Below are 16647 nucleotides of genomic sequence, written 5' to 3' on the forward strand. Positions count from 1 at the left end.
GGGTGGGGCGGGCACAGGCCCGGACTGGCGGAGGTGGGATGAACGGCTCCACGCCCGCGGTCGGCGACTCCACCCCCGCCCCGCGCATTCCCGGCTTCGAGTTCATCCGCCTCGTCGGCACGGGCGGGTTCTCCGACGTCTACCTCTACCGGCAGGACCTCCCGCGCCGAGAGGTGGCCATCAAGGTGCTCCGCACGGAGTCCCTCACGGAGTCCACGCGCCGCCAGTTCACCGCCGAGGTGAACCTCATGGCGCGCCTGTCGAGCCACCCCACGATCGCCTCGATCCACTCCGCCGGCGTCACCGCAGACGGGCAGCCGTTCCTGGTCCTCGAGTACTACCCCGGGGGCAGCCTCGGGGCTGTCTACCGCAAGAACCCGCTCGACGTCCCACGCGTGCTCCAGATCGGCGTCAAGCTCGCCACCGCGCTGGAGACGGCGCACCGCGCGGGCATCGTGCACCGCGACATCAAGCCGGCCAACGTGCTCATCAGCGAATACGGGTCGGCGGTCCTCACGGACTTCGGCATCTCCGCCGTGGACGAGGAGTTCCCCGAGGCGACGATGGCGAAGGCGAGCGTCTACGCCACGGCGTCGTCCCTCGAGGACATGGGCTCGGAGATCGGGCTGAGCCTGCCCTGGGCCGCGCCCGAGACGCTGCACACGCCACCGACGTCGGACTCCCGCAGCGACCGCTACGCGCTGGCCGCCACGCTGTACAGCCTGCTCCACGGGCGGTCCCCCCACGAGATGCCCGGGGAGCCGTCCCACGGCGTGGCGATGGTGCAGCGGATCCTCGCCGGCCGGATCGCTCCGTTCACCCGTCCCGACCTCCCGCCGCCGCTGGTCCGGGTGCTGCGCCAGGGCATGGCCATTGAGCGGACCCAGCGCTTCTCGTCGACGCTCGCGATGGCGCGGGCGCTGCAGTCGGTCGAGGTCGAGCTCGGACTCCCCCCGACGTCGATCGAGGTCGCGCCCGGACCGTCCGCCGAGGAAGTTTCCGCGGCGAAGCTGCGGCAGGACGCCCACCACCCGGCGCAGGCGGCCGCCGCGCGGGCGCTGCACACGACGCCGGCCGGGCCCCCTCCCGCCGTCGAGCACCGCACGCCCTCGCGCGGCCACTACACCCCGCCGCCCGGCCACCACTCGCCGCCGCCCGGTCGTGCCGCTCCCCGGCCGGCGAGCCCCGGCCCCCAGGTCGGTCCTGGCACCCAGGTCGGCCCCGGCACCCAGGCGCAGCCCGCGCCCGCCCGACCGGCCGCGGCGGCGCAGCAGTGGGCACCGGCACGACGTTCCTGGACGTCGGAGCAGCCCTGGTGGGTGCTCACGCTCATCGGGCTCGTCGCGCTGCTCGTCGTCGTCATCATCGCCGGCCTCGTGGTCAACGCCGTCGCCGCGCCGCTCGACGCCTCCGCGCTGCCGAGCACGACCGCGCGGCTGATCGGTGCGGCGCTCAGCCGAACCTGATGCTCGCGACGAGGTCCACGCACGCGGCTTCGACGCGATCGCGGTGGTCCGTCCACTGGCACACGACCTGCATCATCTGGTCCCGCCCGAAGATCCAGTAGGTCCGCCACGAGTAGTCGGGCAGCTCCAGGACCTCCATGACGGCCGGGAGCCCGGCGACCTCGGTCCGGTCGGGGCCCTCCAGCACCGTCGACGGCGCGATCTCGTGGTACTGCGCCAGGCGCGCATCGATGGCCTCGTCGCTGATCCTGCTGCACGCGTCCATGAGGGGACCGAGCTCGAGCTGCGGGTAGACGACGATCCCGAGCGCGTTGAGCGTGTCGATCCCGTCGTCGGGTCCCGCGTACAGACCGATGTAGTCGCCCTCGAGCGGGAACTCCTCCGAGTACGCGCTCGAGGAGACGAACCCCGACGGCACTGTCCACTGCACGTCGGCGAAGTCGACCTCGGGCAGATCGTGCTCGCCCTTGTCCGCGGTGTCGCACAGCTGGTTGGGCTTCGGCGTGCGGTGCTGCCCGTCCGAGGACGACGACGCCGACCCGGGACCGCCCGACGTCGGGTCGCCGGTGGGGTCGTCCGGGACGCACGCCGTCAGCGCGAGCAGGGCGAGGAACGCGCCGACGACGGCGGCCGTGCGTCTCACGGCAACCGCACCGACGCGAGCAGGTCGTCGCACGCGTCCCGGATCAGGTCCTCGGAGTGCTCCCACTGGCACTCGAGGAGCAGCAGCTGGTCCCCGGACGGCACCCAGATCGCCTCGTACCGGTACCCGCCCGGCTGATCGAGGACCTCCCAGACGGCCGGCAGGCCGGCGACCTCGGTCTCGACGGGTCCCTCGAGCACCGTGGCGTCCAGCGCGGCGTGGATCTCGTCCAGCGTCGGCGCCGCCTGCTCGGCGCACGTGATGCGGTCGGGCTGCTTCGCCGTCGGCTCCTGCGTGGGCACGTCCCCGTAGACGACGACGGCGAGCACGTCGAGCGTGAGCTCGGACGCGTCGGGCACGGCCGTGCCGTACACCTGCTCGGTGCCGAGCGGCACGACCTGGCTGTATGCCGTCGACTCGGTGAATCCCGCGGGCCACTCCCACGCCACCTGGGTGAGGTCGACCCGTGGGTCGCCGCAGGGACCGGCGCCGGAAGCACCGGGCGGCTTGCCGGAGCTCGACGGCGCGCTGTCCGGCTCCGTGGACGCCGCGTCCGCGGGGTCGGGCGGCTCCGGGGTGTCCGGCACACACGCAGCGAGCAGCAGGGCGAGCGACGCGACGACGGCGGCGACGACGGCACCCGTGCGCGCTCTCATGACACGCGCAGGGACGCGATCAGGTCGTCGCAGCCGCGCTCGATCGTGGCCTGGTCGACCACCCACTGGCAGTACACGTGCGCGACCTGGCCGCGCCCGAAGATCCAGTAGCCACGGTAGGAGTAGCCGGAGTACCCGGAGTCCGGGAGGTGCACGACCTCGCGGACCGCCGGCAGCCCGGCCACCGTGACGAACTCCGACGACTCGATCACGTCGGCGCCGTTGATCTCGTGGTACTGCTCGATGCGTCGCTCGATCTCCGCCCGCGACACCTGGTCGCACGTGATCGTGAGCGGCCCGAGCTCCATCTGCGGATACACGACGATGTTGATGACGTCGAGGGTGTCCTGCTGCGTGGTGGGCACGAAGTAGAGGCCCGTCCACTCGCCCTCGACCGGGTTGTCCTCGTGGTAGCCGCCCGACTCCTCGAACCCGGGCGGCGGATCGGCCGTCATGTTGCGCAGGTCGACGTCGGCGACCAGCTCGCCGTCCTTCGGCTCCTCCTCGCCGCACTCCGCGAAGTTCGGCGGGATCGTGCGCTGCGGGCGGTCCGGATCAGGGGCGGCACCCGTCGGTGCGGGATCCTCCGGACCGCCGCCGAACGGGTTTCCGTCCGCTCCGCAGCCGGCGAGCACGAGCACGCCGAGGACGGCGGCAGCCAGCGCCGCCGCCGCACGACGGCCCGCCCCCGCGCGCCTCATCAGCGGCGCTCGGAGTCCTCGCCGATGGCGTGCACGCGGATCGAGTTCGTGGTGCCGGGCTTGCCGGGGGGCGCCCCGGACACGATCACGACCCGGTCGCCCTGCTGCGCGAGGCCACCCGCGGCCAGCGTCGTGTCGACCTGTTCGACCATGTCGTCCGTGTGCGCGACCTCGGGCACCAGGTAGGTCTGGACCCCCCAGCTGAGGGCGAGCTGGCGGCGGACCTCGGGCATCGGCGTGAACGCGAGCAGCGGCAGCGAGGACCGCAGGCGCGACATGCGGCGGGCCGAGTCGCCGGACTGCGTGAACGTCACGAGGTACTTGACCCCGAGCGTCTCGCCGATCTCGTTGGCGGCGCGGGTGATGACGCCGCCGCGGGTGTGCGGCGTCCAGGTCGCCTTCGCCATGCGCTCGAGGCCGTGGTCCTCGGTGTTCTCGATGATGCGCGCCATCGTGCGCACGCACTCGATCGGGTAGTCCCCCACGCTCGTCTCGCCGGACAGCATGACCGCGTCGGCGCCGTCGAGCACCGCGTTCGCGCAGTCCGACGTCTCGGCGCGCGTCGGGCGCGGCGAGCTGATCATGGAGTCCAGCACCTGCGTCGCGACGATGACCGGCTTCGCGTTGCGCCGAGCCAGGTCGATCGCGCTCTTCTGGACGAGCGGGACCTGCTCGAGCGGCAGCTCCACGCCGAGGTCGCCGCGCGCCACCATGATGCCGTCGAACGCGTCGACGATCTCCGTGAGGTTCTCGACCGCCTGCGGCTTCTCGATCTTGGCGATGACGGGGGCCCGGTAGCCCTCCTCGTCCATGATCCGGCTCACGTCGTCGTAGTCGGCGGCCGACCGCACGAACGAGAGCGCGATGAAGTCCGCCTTCAGGCGCAGGCCCCACCGCAGGTCCTCGATGTCCTTCTCGCTCATCGCCGGCACGCTCACGGCGACACCCGGCAGGTTGAGGCCCTTGTTGTTCGAGACCGGCCCCGGCACCTCGACGCGCGTGACGACGTCGGTCGCCGTCACCTCGACGACACGGACCGCGACGCGCCCGTCGTCGATGAGGATGACGTCGCCCGGCTTGCAGTCACCGGGCAGCCCCGGGTACGTCGTCGAGACGCGCTCCTTCGTACCGGGCACGTCGTCCGTGGTGATCGTGAACACGTCGCCCTCGGCGAGCTCGTGCTTCCCGTCCACGAAGCGGCCGAGGCGGATCTTCGGACCCTGGAGGTCGACGAGGATCGCGACGGCGCGGCCGGCGGCAGTGGCAGCGGCACGGACCCGCTCGATGACCCTGGCGTGCTCGTCGGCTTCCCCGTGACTCCGGTTGATGCGGGCCACGTCCATGCCCGCGTCGACGAGCGCCTGGACCATCTCGGGCGACTCCGTCGCTGGGCCGAGGGTGCAGACGATCTTGGCTCTACGCATGGGGCACAGCCTAGTTGCCGTGAGCAGCCGATCACGCCGCCGGCCACCAGGCGGGCAGCGGCGGACCGCGCCTCCCGGCGTCGGGCCTCAGACGGCGATCGGCTGCGACGACGGGCGCACCGGCGCCGGCAGCTCGGTGCTGCCCGTGAGGTACGCGTCGACCTCGGCCGCGACCGCCCGGCCCTCGGCGATCGCCCACACGATGAGCGACTGGCCGCGGCCGGCGTCGCCCGCCACGTACACCCCGGGGACCGTGGACCGGTACTGCTCGTCCCGCTCGAACGGCCCGCGCGGGGACACTCCGAGGCCGAGCTGCGCCGTCACGTCGGCCGTCTCCGGACCGGAGAACCCCATGGCGACGAGCACGAGGTCGGCGGGGATCTCCCGCTCGGTGCCCGGGCGGGGCACGCGCCGGCCGTCGTCGAGGTACTCGGTCTCGGCCACGCGCAGCATCGTCACGTGGCCGTCGGCGTCAGCGACGAGCTCCACCGTCGACGCGAGGAACTCACGCGTTCCGCCCTCCTCGTGCGAGGTCGAGACCTCGAACACGAGCGGCGTCGTCGGCCAGGGCTGGTGCGGCGGCCGCTCGTACGGCGGCTGCTTGCCGATCGCGAGGGTCGTGACCGATGCGGCACCGTGGCGCAGCGCGGTCCCCAGGCAGTCGGAGCCCGTGTCCCCGCCGCCGATGATGATGACGTGCTTGCCGCCGGCGTGGATCTGGTCCGGCACGTCCCGGCCGGCGACCACCGCGTTGGCCTGGTGGAGGTAGTCCATCGCGAGGACGACGCCGTCGAGCTCGCGGCCCGGCACGGGCAGCTCCCGCGCGAGGGACGCCCCGGTGGCCACGACGACGGCGTCGAAGCGGGTCCGCAGCTCGTCCCACGTGAGGTCCGAGCCGATCCGGGTGCCGGGGCGGAACCGCGTGCCCTCGGCCTCCATCTGCGCGACCCGGCGGTCGATGTGGTGCTTCTCCAGCTTGAAGTCCGGCACGCCGTACCGCAGCAGGCCGCCGATCGCGTCGTCCTTCTCGAACACCACGACCGTGTGGCCCGCGCGCGTGAGCTGCTGCGCGGCCGCCAGCCCGGCCGGTCCGGATCCGACGACGGCGACCGTGCTGCCCGTGAGCCGCTGCGGCACCTGCGGCGTCACGAGCCCGCGGGCGAACGCCTCGTCGATGATCGAGACCTCGATGTTCTTGATCGTCACGGCCGGCTGGTTGATGCCGAGCACGCACGCGTTCTCGCACGGCGCCGGGCAGATGCGACCCGTGAACTCCGGAAAGTTGTTCGTGGCGTGGAGGCGCTCGCTCGCGTCGGCCCACTGGCCGCGCCACACGAGGTCGTTCCAGTCCGGGATGAGGTTGCCGAGCGGGCAGCCCTGGTGGCAGAACGGGATGCCGCAGTCCATGCAGCGCCCGGCCTGCCGCGTGAGCATCGGCGAGTCCTCCGCGCGGTGCGCGTGGACCTCCTGCCAGTCCATCAGCCGGATCGGCACCGGACGCGAGAGGGGGAGCTCCCGGTCGCGGACCTTGAGGAAACCGCGGGGGTCAGCCATGGGACACCTCCAGGATCTGCTCCCACACGCCCGGCGACGTCGGGTCGAGGCCTTCTGCTGTGGCCCGGGCCATCGCGTCCCGGACGCGGGCGTACTCGGCGGGCAGGACGCGCGTGACCCGGGCGAGCGTGCCCTCGAGGTCCGAGAGCAAGGCGGCACCCACGGGCGACGACGTCTCCTCGACATGCCGCCGCAGCAGCGCCTCGATCCGCTCGGCGTCGTCGGCGTCGGGTGGCGAGAGCAGCAGCTCCCCCGTGGCGAGGGCGGCCGAGTTCATGCGGCGCTCGTCGAGGTCGACGACGTACGCCACGCCGCCCGACATGCCCGCTCCGAAGTTGCGGCCCGTGGGGCCGAGCACGAGCACCGTCCCACCGGTCATGTACTCGCAGCCGTGGTCGCCGACACCCTCCACGACGAGCGTCGCACCCGAGTTGCGGACGGCGAACCGCTCGCCCGCGAGCCCGGAGAGGAACACCTCGCCCGCGGTGGCCCCGTAGGCCACGACGTTGCCGGCGATGACGTGGTCGGCCGGCGCGAACCGGGCGGCACGGTCCGGTCGCACCACGATGCGGCCACCGGACAGGCCCTTGGCGACGTAGTCGTTCGCGTCGCCGTACAGCCGCAGCGTGAGGCCGCTCGGGATGAACGCGCCGAACGACTGCCCCGCCGACCCGGTGAGGGTGACGTCGATCGTGTCCGCGGCCAGGCCGGCGTCGCCGTGGCGCTTCGCGATCTCGTGACCGAGCATCGTGCCCACCGTGCGGTTGACGTTGCGCACGCCGAGCGCGATGCGCACGGGTTCACCGCGCTCCAGCGCGTCCTCGCTCATCGCGATCAGCTGGCGGTCGAGCGCCGCCTCGAGGCCGTGGTCCTGCTCGTGCGTGTGGCGCAGCGACGAGCCCGGGACGGGCTGCGGACGCTCGAGCACCGGCCCGAGATCGAGACCGCGGGCCTTCCAGTGGTCGACGGCACGGTCGGCGTCGAGCGCCTGGACCTGCCCGATCGCCTCCTCGAGCGTCCGGAACCCGAGCGCGGCCAGGTGCTCGCGCACCTCCTGCGCGATGTACTCGAAGAACGTGACGACGAACTCGGGCTTGCCGCTGAACCGCGCCCGGAGCTCCGGGTTCTGCGTGGCGACACCCACGGGGCACGTGTCGAGGTGGCAGACGCGCATCATGATGCAGCCCGAGACGACCATGGGCGCCGTCGCGAACCCGTACTCCTCCGCGCCGAGCAGTGCGGCGACGACGACGTCGCGGCCCGTCTTCATCTGGCCGTCGACCTGGACGACGATCCGGTCGCGCAGGTTGTTGAGCACGAGGGTCTGCTGCGTCTCCGCGAGCCCGATCTCCCACGGCGTGCCGGCGTGCTTGAGCGACGTGAGGGGACTCGCGCCCGTACCGCCGTCGTGCCCCGAGATGAGGACGACGTCGGCGTGCGCCTTCGAGACGCCGGCCGCGACGGTCCCGACGCCGAACTCGCTCACGAGCTTGACGTGCACCCGGGCGAGCGGGTTCGCGTTCTTCAGGTCGTGGATGAGCTGGGCCAGGTCCTCGATCGAGTAGATGTCGTGGTGCGGCGGCGGGGAGATGAGTCCCACCCCCGGCGTGGAGTGCCGGGTGCGCGCCACCCACGGGTACACCTTGTGCCCCGGCAGCTGGCCGCCCTCGCCCGGCTTCGCCCCCTGGGCGAGCTTGATCTGGATGTCGTCGGCGTGCGTGAGGTACTCGGCGGTCACGCCGAACCGGCCCGACGCCACCTGCTTGACGCGCGAGCGGCGTGCCGGGTCGTGGAGGCGCTCCGGGTCCTCGCCGCCCTCGCCCGTGTTGGAGCGTCCGCCGAGCGCGTTCATCGCCCGGGCGAGCGTCTCGTGCGCCTCCGCGGAGATCGAGCCGTACGACATCGCCCCGGTGTTGAACCGCTTGACGATCTCCGAGACGGGCTCGACCTCGTCCAGCGGCACCGGCTCGCGGTCGGGCGAGAAGCGGAGCAGGCCCCGCAGCGTCATGAGGCGCTCGGACTGGCCGTCCACCCGCTCCGTGTACTGCCGGAAGATGTCGAAGCGTCGCGCGCGCGTCGCGTGCTGGAGCCGGAACACGGTCTCCGGGTCGAAGAGGTGCTCCTCGGCGTCGCGCCGCCACTGGTACTCGCCTCCGACGTCGAGCCTGGTGTGCGCCTGGTGGTTGCCCGACGGCGGGTACGCGTCGGCGTGACGCGCCGCCACCTCGGCCGCGACCACGTCGAGCCCGATCCCGTCGAGGCGCGACGTCGTCCCGGTGAAGTAGGCGTCCACGAGCTCCTGGGACAGGCCGACGGCCTCGAACACCTGGGCGCCGCGGTACGAGGAGATCGTCGAGATCCCCATCTTGCTCATGACCTTCAGCACGCCCTTGCCGAGCGCCTTGATGAGGTTCGCCACCGCCGTCGCCGGCGTGACCTCGAGGTACCCGGACTGCGCGAGCTCCTCGACCGTCTCCATCGCCAGGTACGGGTTCACGGCCGCGGCGCCGTAGCCGATGAGCAGCGCGACGTGGTGCACCTCGCGCACGTCGCCCGCCTCGACGACGAGCGAGACCTGGGTGCGGGTGTGCCGCCGCAGCAGGTGGTGGTGGACGGCGCTGAGCAGCAGCAACGACGGGATCGGCGCGTGCTCGGCGTCGGAGTCGCGGTCCGACAGGATGATGAAGCTCGCGCCGTTGGCGACGGCGCGGTCCACCTGGGTGAAGATCGCCTCGAGGCGCGCGCGCAGCGCCTCGGCGCCGCCGTGCACGGCGTACGTGCCGCGCACCACGACCGACCGGAAGACGCCGATGAGCTCCGGGTCCCGGTCGATGCGGACGATCTTCGCGATCTGGTCGTTGTCGATCACCGGGAACGGCAGCACGAGCTTGCGAGCGTGCAGCGGCGTGTCGACGAGGAGGTTCGGCTCCGGACCGATCGCCCCGGCGATCGACGTCACGAGCTCCTCGCGGATCGCGTCGAGCGGGGGGTTCGTGACCTGCGCGAACATCTGCGTGAAGTAGTCGAACAGGATGCGCGGTCGCTGCGAGAGCACAGCGACGGGCGTGTCGGTGCCCATCGCGCCGAGCGCCTCACCGCCCGTGGCGGCCATCGGCCGGAGCAGGATCCGCAGCTCCTCCTCCGTGTACCCGAAGGTCCGCTGACGGCGCAGGACCGACGCCGGGGAGTGGCTGACGTGCTCGCGCTCCGGGAGCTGGTCGAGGTAGACCGAGTTCTCCTCGACCCAGCGGGCGTACGGCTTCGCCGCGGCGAGCGACGCCTTGATCTCGTGGTTGGGGACGATCCGGCCCGCACCCGTGTCGACGAGGAACATCTTCCCGGGCTCGAGGCGCCCCTTGCTGACGACCGTCGCCGGGTCGATGTCGAGCACGCCGGCCTCGCTCGCGAGAACCACCAGACCGTCCTCGGTCACCCAGTACCGGCCCGGACGCAGGCCGTTGCGGTCGAGCACGGCGCCGATGAGCTCGCCGTCGGTGAACGTGAGGCACGCCGGGCCGTCCCACGGCTCCATGAGCGTCGCGTGGTACTCGTAGAACGCGCGGACGTCCGGATCCATCGTCGCGTGGTTCTCCCACGCCTCCGGGATCATCATGAGGACGGCGTGCGGCAACGACCGGCCCGCGAGGTGCAGGAGCTCGACGACCTCGTCGAACGTCGCCGAGTCGGAGGCGCCGGGGGTGCACACGGGGAGCAGCGGGGCGAGGTCGCCCAGCACCGAGCTCCCGAGCGTCCCCTCGCGCGCGGCGATCCAGTTCCGGTTGCCGCGCACGGTGTTGATCTCGCCGTTGTGCGCCACCATGCGGAACGGCTGCGCCAGCGGCCACGACGGGAACGTGTTCGTGGAGAAGCGGGAGTGCACGAGAGCGAGCTCGCTCGCGTACCGCGGGTCCGACAGGTCGGGGAAGAACGGCTCCAGCTGCGCCGTCGTCAGCATGCCCTTGTACACGAGCGTGCGCGCCGACAGCGACGCGAAGTACACGTCGAGCTCGCGCTCGACACGCTTGCGCAGGCGGTACGCGCGCTGGTCCAGCTCCAGACCGGCGAGCTCGCGGTCCGGGTCGGCCACCACGAGCTGGCGGAACGTCGGCATGCACGCCAGTGCTGTCGGCCCGACGAGCGAGCTCGTGACCGGCACGTCGCGCCAGGCGAGCACGTCGAGCAGCTCCTCGGCGGCGATCTCGCCGATCCGACGCTGCACGTCGGCCGCCGCGGCGTCGTCGGCCGGGAGGAACGCGAGGCCGACGGCGTACCGTCCGGCCGCCGGCAGCTCGGCGTCGACGACGTCCCGCAGGAACGCGTCGGGGATCTGCGTGAGGATGCCCGCGCCGTCGCCGCTGTTCGGCTCGGCGCCCACCGCACCGCGGTGGTCGAGGTTGAGGAGCGCCGTCAGGCCGGCGTCGACGATGTCGCGTCCGGGCGTGCCGCGCAGCGTCGCCACAAAGGCGACACCACAGGCGTCATGCTCCGCCGCCGGGTCGTACAGGCCCGTGGCGGGCGGCGCGGTGACACGTTCGTGCTGCATCCAGCGACCGTCCTACTCGTGGGTGATCGGGACGCCGTCGGCCCTTCGTGTGGTGATGAGGATACTCGTCGTTCACCCGCCCTTGGTCAGGTGCGGGGGGTCGAGTCCTGCTCGTCGGCGTCGGGGCCCAGGGTGGCGGGCGTCTCACGCTCTGTGCGTACGCGGTTCGTATCGCGAGACGAGTCTACAGCGACGTCGTCCGCCGGTTCGTCGTCCTCGACGCCGTCCGTCGGATCCTCGCCGTCGTGCCCTCGGTCGCGATCCTCCTCCGCTCGTTCCTCGCTGTCCGCGTCTCCCTGGTCCTCCGGCTCTCGCCCGGGCAGCCAGACGCTCTCCTCGCGGCCCGGGTACCGCCGTCCGAGGACGACGAAGATCACCAGCGCCACCAGGAGCACGAGGATCGACGTCCACACGTTGAGCCGGAGCCCGAGCACCTGCTCGGCCTCGTCGATGCGCAGCATCTCGATCCACGTCCGGCCGAGCGTGTAGAACACGACGTACAGCCAGAACACGCGCCCGTGGCCCAGGCGGAACCGCCGGTCCAGGTACACGAGGAGCGCTGCCGCGGCCAGGTTCCACACGAGCTCGTACAGGAACGTCGGGTGGAACAGCGTGCCCTCGGGGTAGTCCATGCCGAGCTCGCGCAACCGCTCGCCGGAGATCTGCAGGCCCCACGGCAGCGTCGTCGGCGTCCCGAACAGCTCCTGGTTGAACCAGTTCCCGAGCCGGCCGATCGCCTGGGCGACGAGCAGGCCCGGCGCGAGCGCGTCGGCGAACGGAGCGAGGCGCAGCCCGGCGCGCCGCAGCCCGATCCAGGCACCGACGGCGCCGAGCGCGATCGCGCCCCAGATCCCCAGCCCGCCGTTCCAGATGTACAGGGCCGCCACGGGGTTGCCGCCGGGACCGAAGTACGCGTCGGGCGAGGAGAACACGTGGTAGAGCCGCGCACCGACGATCCCGAAGGGGACCGCCCAGAACACGATGTCCAACACCTTGTCGCCCGGTCCGCCGCGTGCGACGTACCGCTTCGTCAGGATGATCGCCGCGACGACCCCGCCGAGCAGGATCGCGAGCGCGTACGCGCGCAGCGGCAGCGGCCCCAGGTACCAGACACCCTGGGGTGGGCTCGGGATCCCCGCCGCCCCGATCATGCGCGCACCCCCGCGGCGAGCTCGCGAGTGAGGTCGGTCAACCGGGTGAGGTCGGGGTCGGCAGGATCGACACCGTCGAGCGCCCGGACGAGCGCGGAGCCGACGATGACGCCGTCGGCGTAGGCGGCGATCTCGGCGGCCTGCGCCCCGTTGGACACGCCGAGCCCGACGCACACGCGTTCGGCTCCGGCTGCGCGCGTGTCGGCGACGAGCTGCTCGGCGCGCTCCCCCACCCTCGCGCGGGTCCCGGTGATCCCCATCGTCGACGCGGCGTACACGAAGCCACGGCTCGCGGCCGCCGTGATCGCCAGGCGTTCGGTGGACGAGCTCGGCGCCACGAGGAAGACGCGGTCCAGGTCATGGGCGTCGGACGCGGCGATCCACTCGTCCGCCTCGTCCGGGATGAGGTCCGGCGTGATGAGCCCGGCTCCCCCGGCGGCCGCGAGATCCGCGGCGAAGGCCTCGACGCCGTAGTGCAGCACCGGGTTCCAGTACGTCATGACCAGCACCTGAGCCCCGGTGTCGGCGATCGCCTCGACAGCGCCGAACAGGTCGCGCACCCGCACGCCGGCGCGCAGAGCAGCGTCGACGGCGTCGGCCACGACCGGGCCGTCGATCACCGGATCCGTGTACGGCAGGCCGAGCTCGACGATGTCGACGCCGGCTCCCACCATGGCCCGGACGGCGTCCACGGACGCGTCGAGAGTCGGGTAGCCCAGCGGCAGGTACCCGACGAGCGCCGCACGCCCCTCGGCGCGCACCTCGTCGATCCGTGCCCCGACGCGGGCCGACACGCGAGTGCTCATCGCTCGCCCTCCTCGGCGTCGGCGGAGCCGCCGGCTCCTGACCCGTTCTCGTCCAGCAGCCCGAACCACCGGGCAGCTGTGTCCATGTCCTTGTCCCCGCGCCCCGAGAGGTTGACGAGGAGCACGGGTGCCTCGGCACCGGCGGGACGAGCCTCCGCGAGCCGCCGGCCCACGCGCAGCGCGCCAGCGAGCGCATGCGCGCTCTCGAGGGCAGGGATGATGCCCTCGGTGCGGCTGAGCAGGAGGAACGCCTCCATCGCCTCGTCGTCGGTGACGGGCTCGTACGTCGCTCGACCGATGTCGTGCAGCCACGCGTGCTCCGGCCCGACGCTCGGGTAGTCCAGGCCGGCCGAGACGGAGTGGCTGGGCAGGGTCTGGCCGTCGTCGTCCTGGAGGAGGTACGAGCGTGCGCCGTGGAGCACGCCCGGCGACCCACCGCTGAAGCGCGCGGCGTGCCGGCCCGACGAGACCCCCGCACCGCCGGCCTCGAACCCGAACAGCGCCACGCCGTCGTCGTCCAGGAACGCGTTGAAGATCCCCATGGCGTTCGACCCGCCGCCCACGCACGCGGCGATCGCGTCCGGCAGGCGGCCCACGCGCTCGAGGATCTGCTCGCGTGCTTCCGCACCGATGATCCTGTGGAAGTCGCGCACCATCTCCGGGAACGGGTGCGGCCCGGTGACGGTGCCGAGCAGGTAGTGCGTGCTGTCGACGTTCGTCACCCAGTCGCGCAGCGCCTCGTTGATCGCGTCCTTGAGCGTGCGCGTGCCGTGCGTGACCGGAACCACCTCGGCCCCGAGGATCCGCATCCGGGCGACGTTGAGAGCCTGCCGCCGGGTGTCCTCCTCGCCCATGTACACGACGCACTCGAGCCCCATCAGCGCCGCGGCTGTCGCCGTCGCCACCCCGTGCTGGCCCGCGCCGGTCTCCGCGATCACGCGCGTCTTGCCCATCCGCTTCACGAGCAGCGCCTGGCCCAGCACGTTGTTGATCTTGTGGGACCCCGTGTGGTTGAGGTCCTCGCGCTTGAGGAAGATCCGGGCCTCGCCCGGCGTGCCCGTGACGTGCTCGGCGAACCGGGGCACCTCCGTCAGCGGGGAGGGACGGCCCGTGTACTCCCGGTGGAGGCGCGTGAGCTCCGCCTCGAACGTCGGGTCGGTGCGTGCCTTGTCGTACGCCGTCGACAGCTCGTCGAGCGCCGCGATCAGCGCCTCCGGGACGAACCGCCCGCCGAACGCACCGAAGTACGGGCCGGTGACGTTCTCCAGCCGATCGGTACCGGCCTCGGGCATCGACGTTCCTCCTCGTTGTGCCGGCACCGCCGGCTCGACCTCCTCGGCCACCGCGGCTAGTGCCGCACCGCGCGCAGAGCGGGATGCGCACCGGCCGCGACGAGGTCGGCGACGGCGCCGCGCGGGTTGCCCTGCGTGACGAGCGACTCGCCGACGAGCACGGCGTCGGCTCCGGCGCGGGCGTACTCGAGCACGTCGTGCGGGCCACGGACCCCCGACTCGGCGACCTTGACGACGCCGTCGGGCACGACGCCCACGACCTCGGCGAACGTCGCGCGGTCCACCTCGAGCGTGTGCAGGTTGCGCGCATTGATGCCGAGCACGCGCGCGCCGGCGTCGATCGCCCGATGCGCCTCGCCGACGTCGTGCGCCTCGACGAGCGCCGTCATCCCGAGCGAGTGGACCCGCTCGACGAGTGACGTGAGCACCGTCTGCTCGAGCGCAGCGACGATGAGGAGCACGAGGTCGGCGCCGTGGGCGCGCGCCTCCCACACCTGGTACGGGCTGACCACGAAGTCCTTGCGCAGCACCGGGACGTCGACGGCGGCCCGGACGGCGTCGAGGTCGGCGAGGCTGCCGCCGAACCTGCGCTGCTCCGTGAGGACGCTGACGACGCTGGCACCCCCCGCCTCGTAGTCGGCGGCCAGGCCGGCCGGGTCGGCGATGTCGGCCAGCGCACCCTTGCTCGGGCTCGACCGCTTGACCTCGGCGATCACCGCGATGGCGTCCTCACGGCGCAGGACGTCGACGGCGCTCTTCGCGCCCGCACGGGCCAGCGCCTGCTCCTTCACGACGGCGAGCGGCGTCGCCGCCTCGCGGGTCGCGAGATCCTCGCGCACGCCGGCGACGATGTCCTCCAGGACTGTCACGGCTCCCGGTCCCTCCACTTGACGACCACCACATCGTAGATGCGTCGCCCCGGTGGTCGTGACCGCCGCCACATCCGGGCCGACCGTCGGGACGGGCGGGCGGGAGCGGGCCTCAGCCGACGGCCGCGGGGCCGAGATAGGACGCGAGGACCGGCACGTTGCGGAGCACCCAGAATGTGACGACCAGGACGGCCAGACCGACGATCGTCCGTGGCCCGGGCTGCCACGCGGCGCGTCGCCGGGCGACCCGCCACAGCCACACGAGCCAGAGCGCGATGGTGATCGGCACGAACACGACGACGAGCGGGTTCATCGCCCACGCCGCGGCGAGATCCAGGTGCACGAGGTCATGGACGGCCCGCAGGCCGCCGCAGCCCGGGCACGCGAACCCGGTGAGCGTGAGGAACGGGCAGGAGAGGTAGCTGCCCGGTTGGTGCGGGTCGTGCAGGGCGACGAGCAGCGTCGCTGCTGCCACCACGGCACCCGTCCCCAGCACCCCGCGCCAGCGCGGCCGCGGCTCCGGCGTCGACGTCGCGCCGGAGGAGAGGACGGGTGCCGTGGTCACCGGTCAGAAGATGTTGTCGAAGCCGCCGGTGCTGGCGTTGTAGATGACGCCGATGATCCAGAGCACCATGGTCACGATCGAGACGATGAACGCCGCCTGGGCGAGCCCGCGGTTGTTCGCCTCGCCCCGGTCGGCGGCCGCCATGCCCTGACGGCCCAGCACGATGCCGACGATCGAGAGCGGCCCGCAGCACAGGCCGAGGATCCCGCAGACGAGCGCCCAGATGCCGAGGGAGTTCTTCTGCGTCCCGCCGCCGTAGCCGGCCGGGCCGCCCATGCCGCCACCGCCGTACGGGGGAACGCCGCCACCGCCGGAGTAGGGCGGGACGCCGCCGCCGCTGCCGCCGTAGGGCGGCACGCCACCACCGGGCGGCGGTGCGCTCGGCGGCTGGGCGGGCGGGTTCGCACCGTAGGGCGGAGGGGCGCTCGGCGGCTGGGCCGGAGGGTTCGCGCCGTACGGCGGAACCCCGCCCTGCGAACCACCGGACGTCGGGTCGTTGGGTCCGGGAGGCGGGGGTGGCGTGTACGACATCAGTACTCCTGTCGGTTCGGGTTGACTGGCGCGGCCCGCGCGGCGGCGGCCCTGGCCGGAAACCCTATCGACTCCGGCCGCGCGGCACCCGGCGTGACCATGGGGAGGACTCCCCGCCGGCGTCAGCCGTCAGCGGGCTCCGCGGCCGGCGTGCGCCGCGGCTGGCCACGGCCGACCGCCTTGAGCAACGCCCCGATCAGGAGCGCGAGGACGATCACACCGCCCCCGACGTACACGAGGGTCATGGTCGGAAGGATCATGCCGACGCCGACGATCACGGCTCCGACGATGAGGAGCCAGTTCGTGGTCCAGCCGGCCACGGTCTTGCCCTCGTTGTGGTGCGCCGGCGCGGGCGGCAGGCGGTCCCCGCCGGGGCTCACGAGCCGCAGGTCGCGGTCCGTCATGTCGTCTCCTGGGTGCGCGGGGCGTCGTTCGGCCATGCCGGC

The 16647-nt window shown here is 72.7% G+C and carries 14 protein-coding genes; 1 reads left to right on the forward strand and 13 read right to left on the reverse strand.

The features are described 5' to 3' along the window. Positions 1–38: 38 nt before the first annotated feature. Positions 39–1466: a serine/threonine-protein kinase gene (locus BCAV_RS11140; RefSeq protein WP_015882702.1), complete on the forward strand. Its 1428-nt coding sequence runs from the start codon at positions 39–41 to the stop codon at positions 1464–1466. Here the strand turns inward: BCAV_RS11140 and BCAV_RS11145 are convergent. The 13 genes from BCAV_RS11145 to BCAV_RS11205 form a co-directional block, all read right to left on the reverse strand. Continuing rightward, complete coding sequence (locus BCAV_RS11145) at positions 1453–2109, reverse strand: hypothetical protein (RefSeq protein ID WP_015882703.1); 657 nt, start codon at positions 2107–2109, stop codon at positions 1453–1455. The two genes, BCAV_RS11140 and BCAV_RS11145, sit on opposite strands and share 14 nt — an antisense overlap. Further along, a complete protein-coding gene (locus BCAV_RS11150; protein ID WP_015882704.1) occupies positions 2106–2765 on the reverse strand; it encodes a hypothetical protein in 660 nt (219 codons plus the stop codon). The genes BCAV_RS11145 and BCAV_RS11150 overlap by 4 nt, the downstream gene beginning before the upstream one ends. Further along, entirely contained in the window at positions 2762–3466 is a 705-nt protein-coding gene (locus tag BCAV_RS11155) for a hypothetical protein (protein ID WP_015882705.1), read from the reverse strand. Before BCAV_RS11155 ends, BCAV_RS11150 begins: the two co-directional genes overlap by 4 nt. Further along, a complete protein-coding gene (gene pyk, locus BCAV_RS11160) occupies positions 3466–4890 on the reverse strand; it encodes a pyruvate kinase (RefSeq protein ID WP_015882706.1) in 1425 nt (474 codons plus the stop codon). Before pyk ends, BCAV_RS11155 begins: the two co-directional genes overlap by 1 nt. Positions 4891–4977: 87 nt before the next feature. Next, positions 4978–6444, reverse strand: a complete 1467-nt coding sequence (locus BCAV_RS11165; RefSeq protein ID WP_015882707.1) for a glutamate synthase subunit beta — start codon at positions 6442–6444, stop codon at positions 4978–4980. After that, a complete protein-coding gene (gene gltB / locus BCAV_RS11170; protein ID WP_015882708.1) occupies positions 6437–10987 on the reverse strand; it encodes a glutamate synthase large subunit in 4551 nt (1516 codons plus the stop codon). The genes BCAV_RS11165 and gltB overlap by 8 nt, the downstream gene beginning before the upstream one ends. Before the next feature lie 86 nt (positions 10988–11073). After that, the gene (gene lgt / locus BCAV_RS11175; protein WP_015882709.1) at positions 11074–12138 is read right to left on the reverse strand and encodes a prolipoprotein diacylglyceryl transferase; all 1065 of its coding nucleotides are present in this window, start codon (positions 12136–12138) and stop codon (positions 11074–11076) included. Next, the gene (gene trpA / locus BCAV_RS11180; RefSeq protein WP_015882710.1) at positions 12135–12944 is read right to left on the reverse strand and encodes a tryptophan synthase subunit alpha; all 810 of its coding nucleotides are present in this window, start codon (positions 12942–12944) and stop codon (positions 12135–12137) included. Before trpA ends, lgt begins: the two co-directional genes overlap by 4 nt. Then, positions 12941–14236 carry a tryptophan synthase subunit beta gene (gene trpB / locus BCAV_RS11185; protein WP_015882711.1) on the reverse strand — a complete coding sequence of 432 codons (1296 nt, stop codon included), beginning with the start codon at positions 14234–14236 and terminating at the stop codon, positions 12941–12943. Before trpB ends, trpA begins: the two co-directional genes overlap by 4 nt. Before the next feature lie 56 nt (positions 14237–14292). Beyond that, entirely contained in the window at positions 14293–15105 is an 813-nt protein-coding gene (gene trpC, locus BCAV_RS11190) for an indole-3-glycerol phosphate synthase TrpC (protein WP_015882712.1), read from the reverse strand. 112 nt (positions 15106–15217) lie between these two features. Further along, the gene (locus BCAV_RS11195) at positions 15218–15670 is read right to left on the reverse strand and encodes a DUF2752 domain-containing protein (protein ID WP_015882713.1); all 453 of its coding nucleotides are present in this window, start codon (positions 15668–15670) and stop codon (positions 15218–15220) included. 3 nt (positions 15671–15673) lie between these two features. Further along, a complete protein-coding gene (locus tag BCAV_RS11200) occupies positions 15674–16201 on the reverse strand; it encodes a DUF4190 domain-containing protein (RefSeq protein ID WP_015882714.1) in 528 nt (175 codons plus the stop codon). A 122-nt stretch (positions 16202–16323) separates the two neighbouring features. After that, complete coding sequence (locus BCAV_RS11205; protein ID WP_144016765.1) at positions 16324–16641, reverse strand: HGxxPAAW family protein; 318 nt, start codon at positions 16639–16641, stop codon at positions 16324–16326. Positions 16642–16647: the final 6 nt, after the last annotated feature.

This window comes from Beutenbergia cavernae DSM 12333 (assembly GCF_000023105.1).
Classification (GTDB): Bacteria; Actinomycetota; Actinomycetes; order Actinomycetales; family Beutenbergiaceae; genus Beutenbergia; species Beutenbergia cavernae.

Excerpts from the sequence above, each read along its gene's own strand:
- BCAV_RS11140 (WP_015882702.1), top strand. The coding sequence starts at position 39 with ATGAACGGCTCCACGCCCGCGGTCGGCGACTCCACCCCCGCCCCGCGC.
- BCAV_RS11150 (WP_015882704.1), bottom strand. The coding sequence starts at position 2,765 with ATGAGAGCGCGCACGGGTGCCGTCGTCGCCGCCGTCGTCGCGTCGCTC.
- BCAV_RS11155 (WP_015882705.1), bottom strand. The coding sequence starts at position 3,466 with ATGAGGCGCGCGGGGGCGGGCCGTCGTGCGGCGGCGGCGCTGGCTGCC.
- pyk (WP_015882706.1), bottom strand. The coding sequence starts at position 4,890 with ATGCGTAGAGCCAAGATCGTCTGCACCCTCGGCCCAGCGACGGAGTCG.
- BCAV_RS11165 (WP_015882707.1), bottom strand. The coding sequence starts at position 6,444 with ATGGCTGACCCCCGCGGTTTCCTCAAGGTCCGCGACCGGGAGCTCCCC.
- gltB (WP_015882708.1), bottom strand. The coding sequence starts at position 10,987 with ATGCAGCACGAACGTGTCACCGCGCCGCCCGCCACGGGCCTGTACGAC.
- lgt (WP_015882709.1), bottom strand. The coding sequence starts at position 12,138 with ATGATCGGGGCGGCGGGGATCCCGAGCCCACCCCAGGGTGTCTGGTAC.
- trpA (WP_015882710.1), bottom strand. The coding sequence starts at position 12,944 with ATGAGCACTCGCGTGTCGGCCCGCGTCGGGGCACGGATCGACGAGGTG.
- trpB (WP_015882711.1), bottom strand. The coding sequence starts at position 14,236 with ATGCCCGAGGCCGGTACCGATCGGCTGGAGAACGTCACCGGCCCGTAC.
- BCAV_RS11200 (WP_015882714.1), bottom strand. The coding sequence starts at position 16,201 with ATGTCGTACACGCCACCCCCGCCTCCCGGACCCAACGACCCGACGTCC.
- BCAV_RS11205 (WP_144016765.1), bottom strand. The coding sequence starts at position 16,641 with ATGGCCGAACGACGCCCCGCGCACCCAGGAGACGACATGACGGACCGC.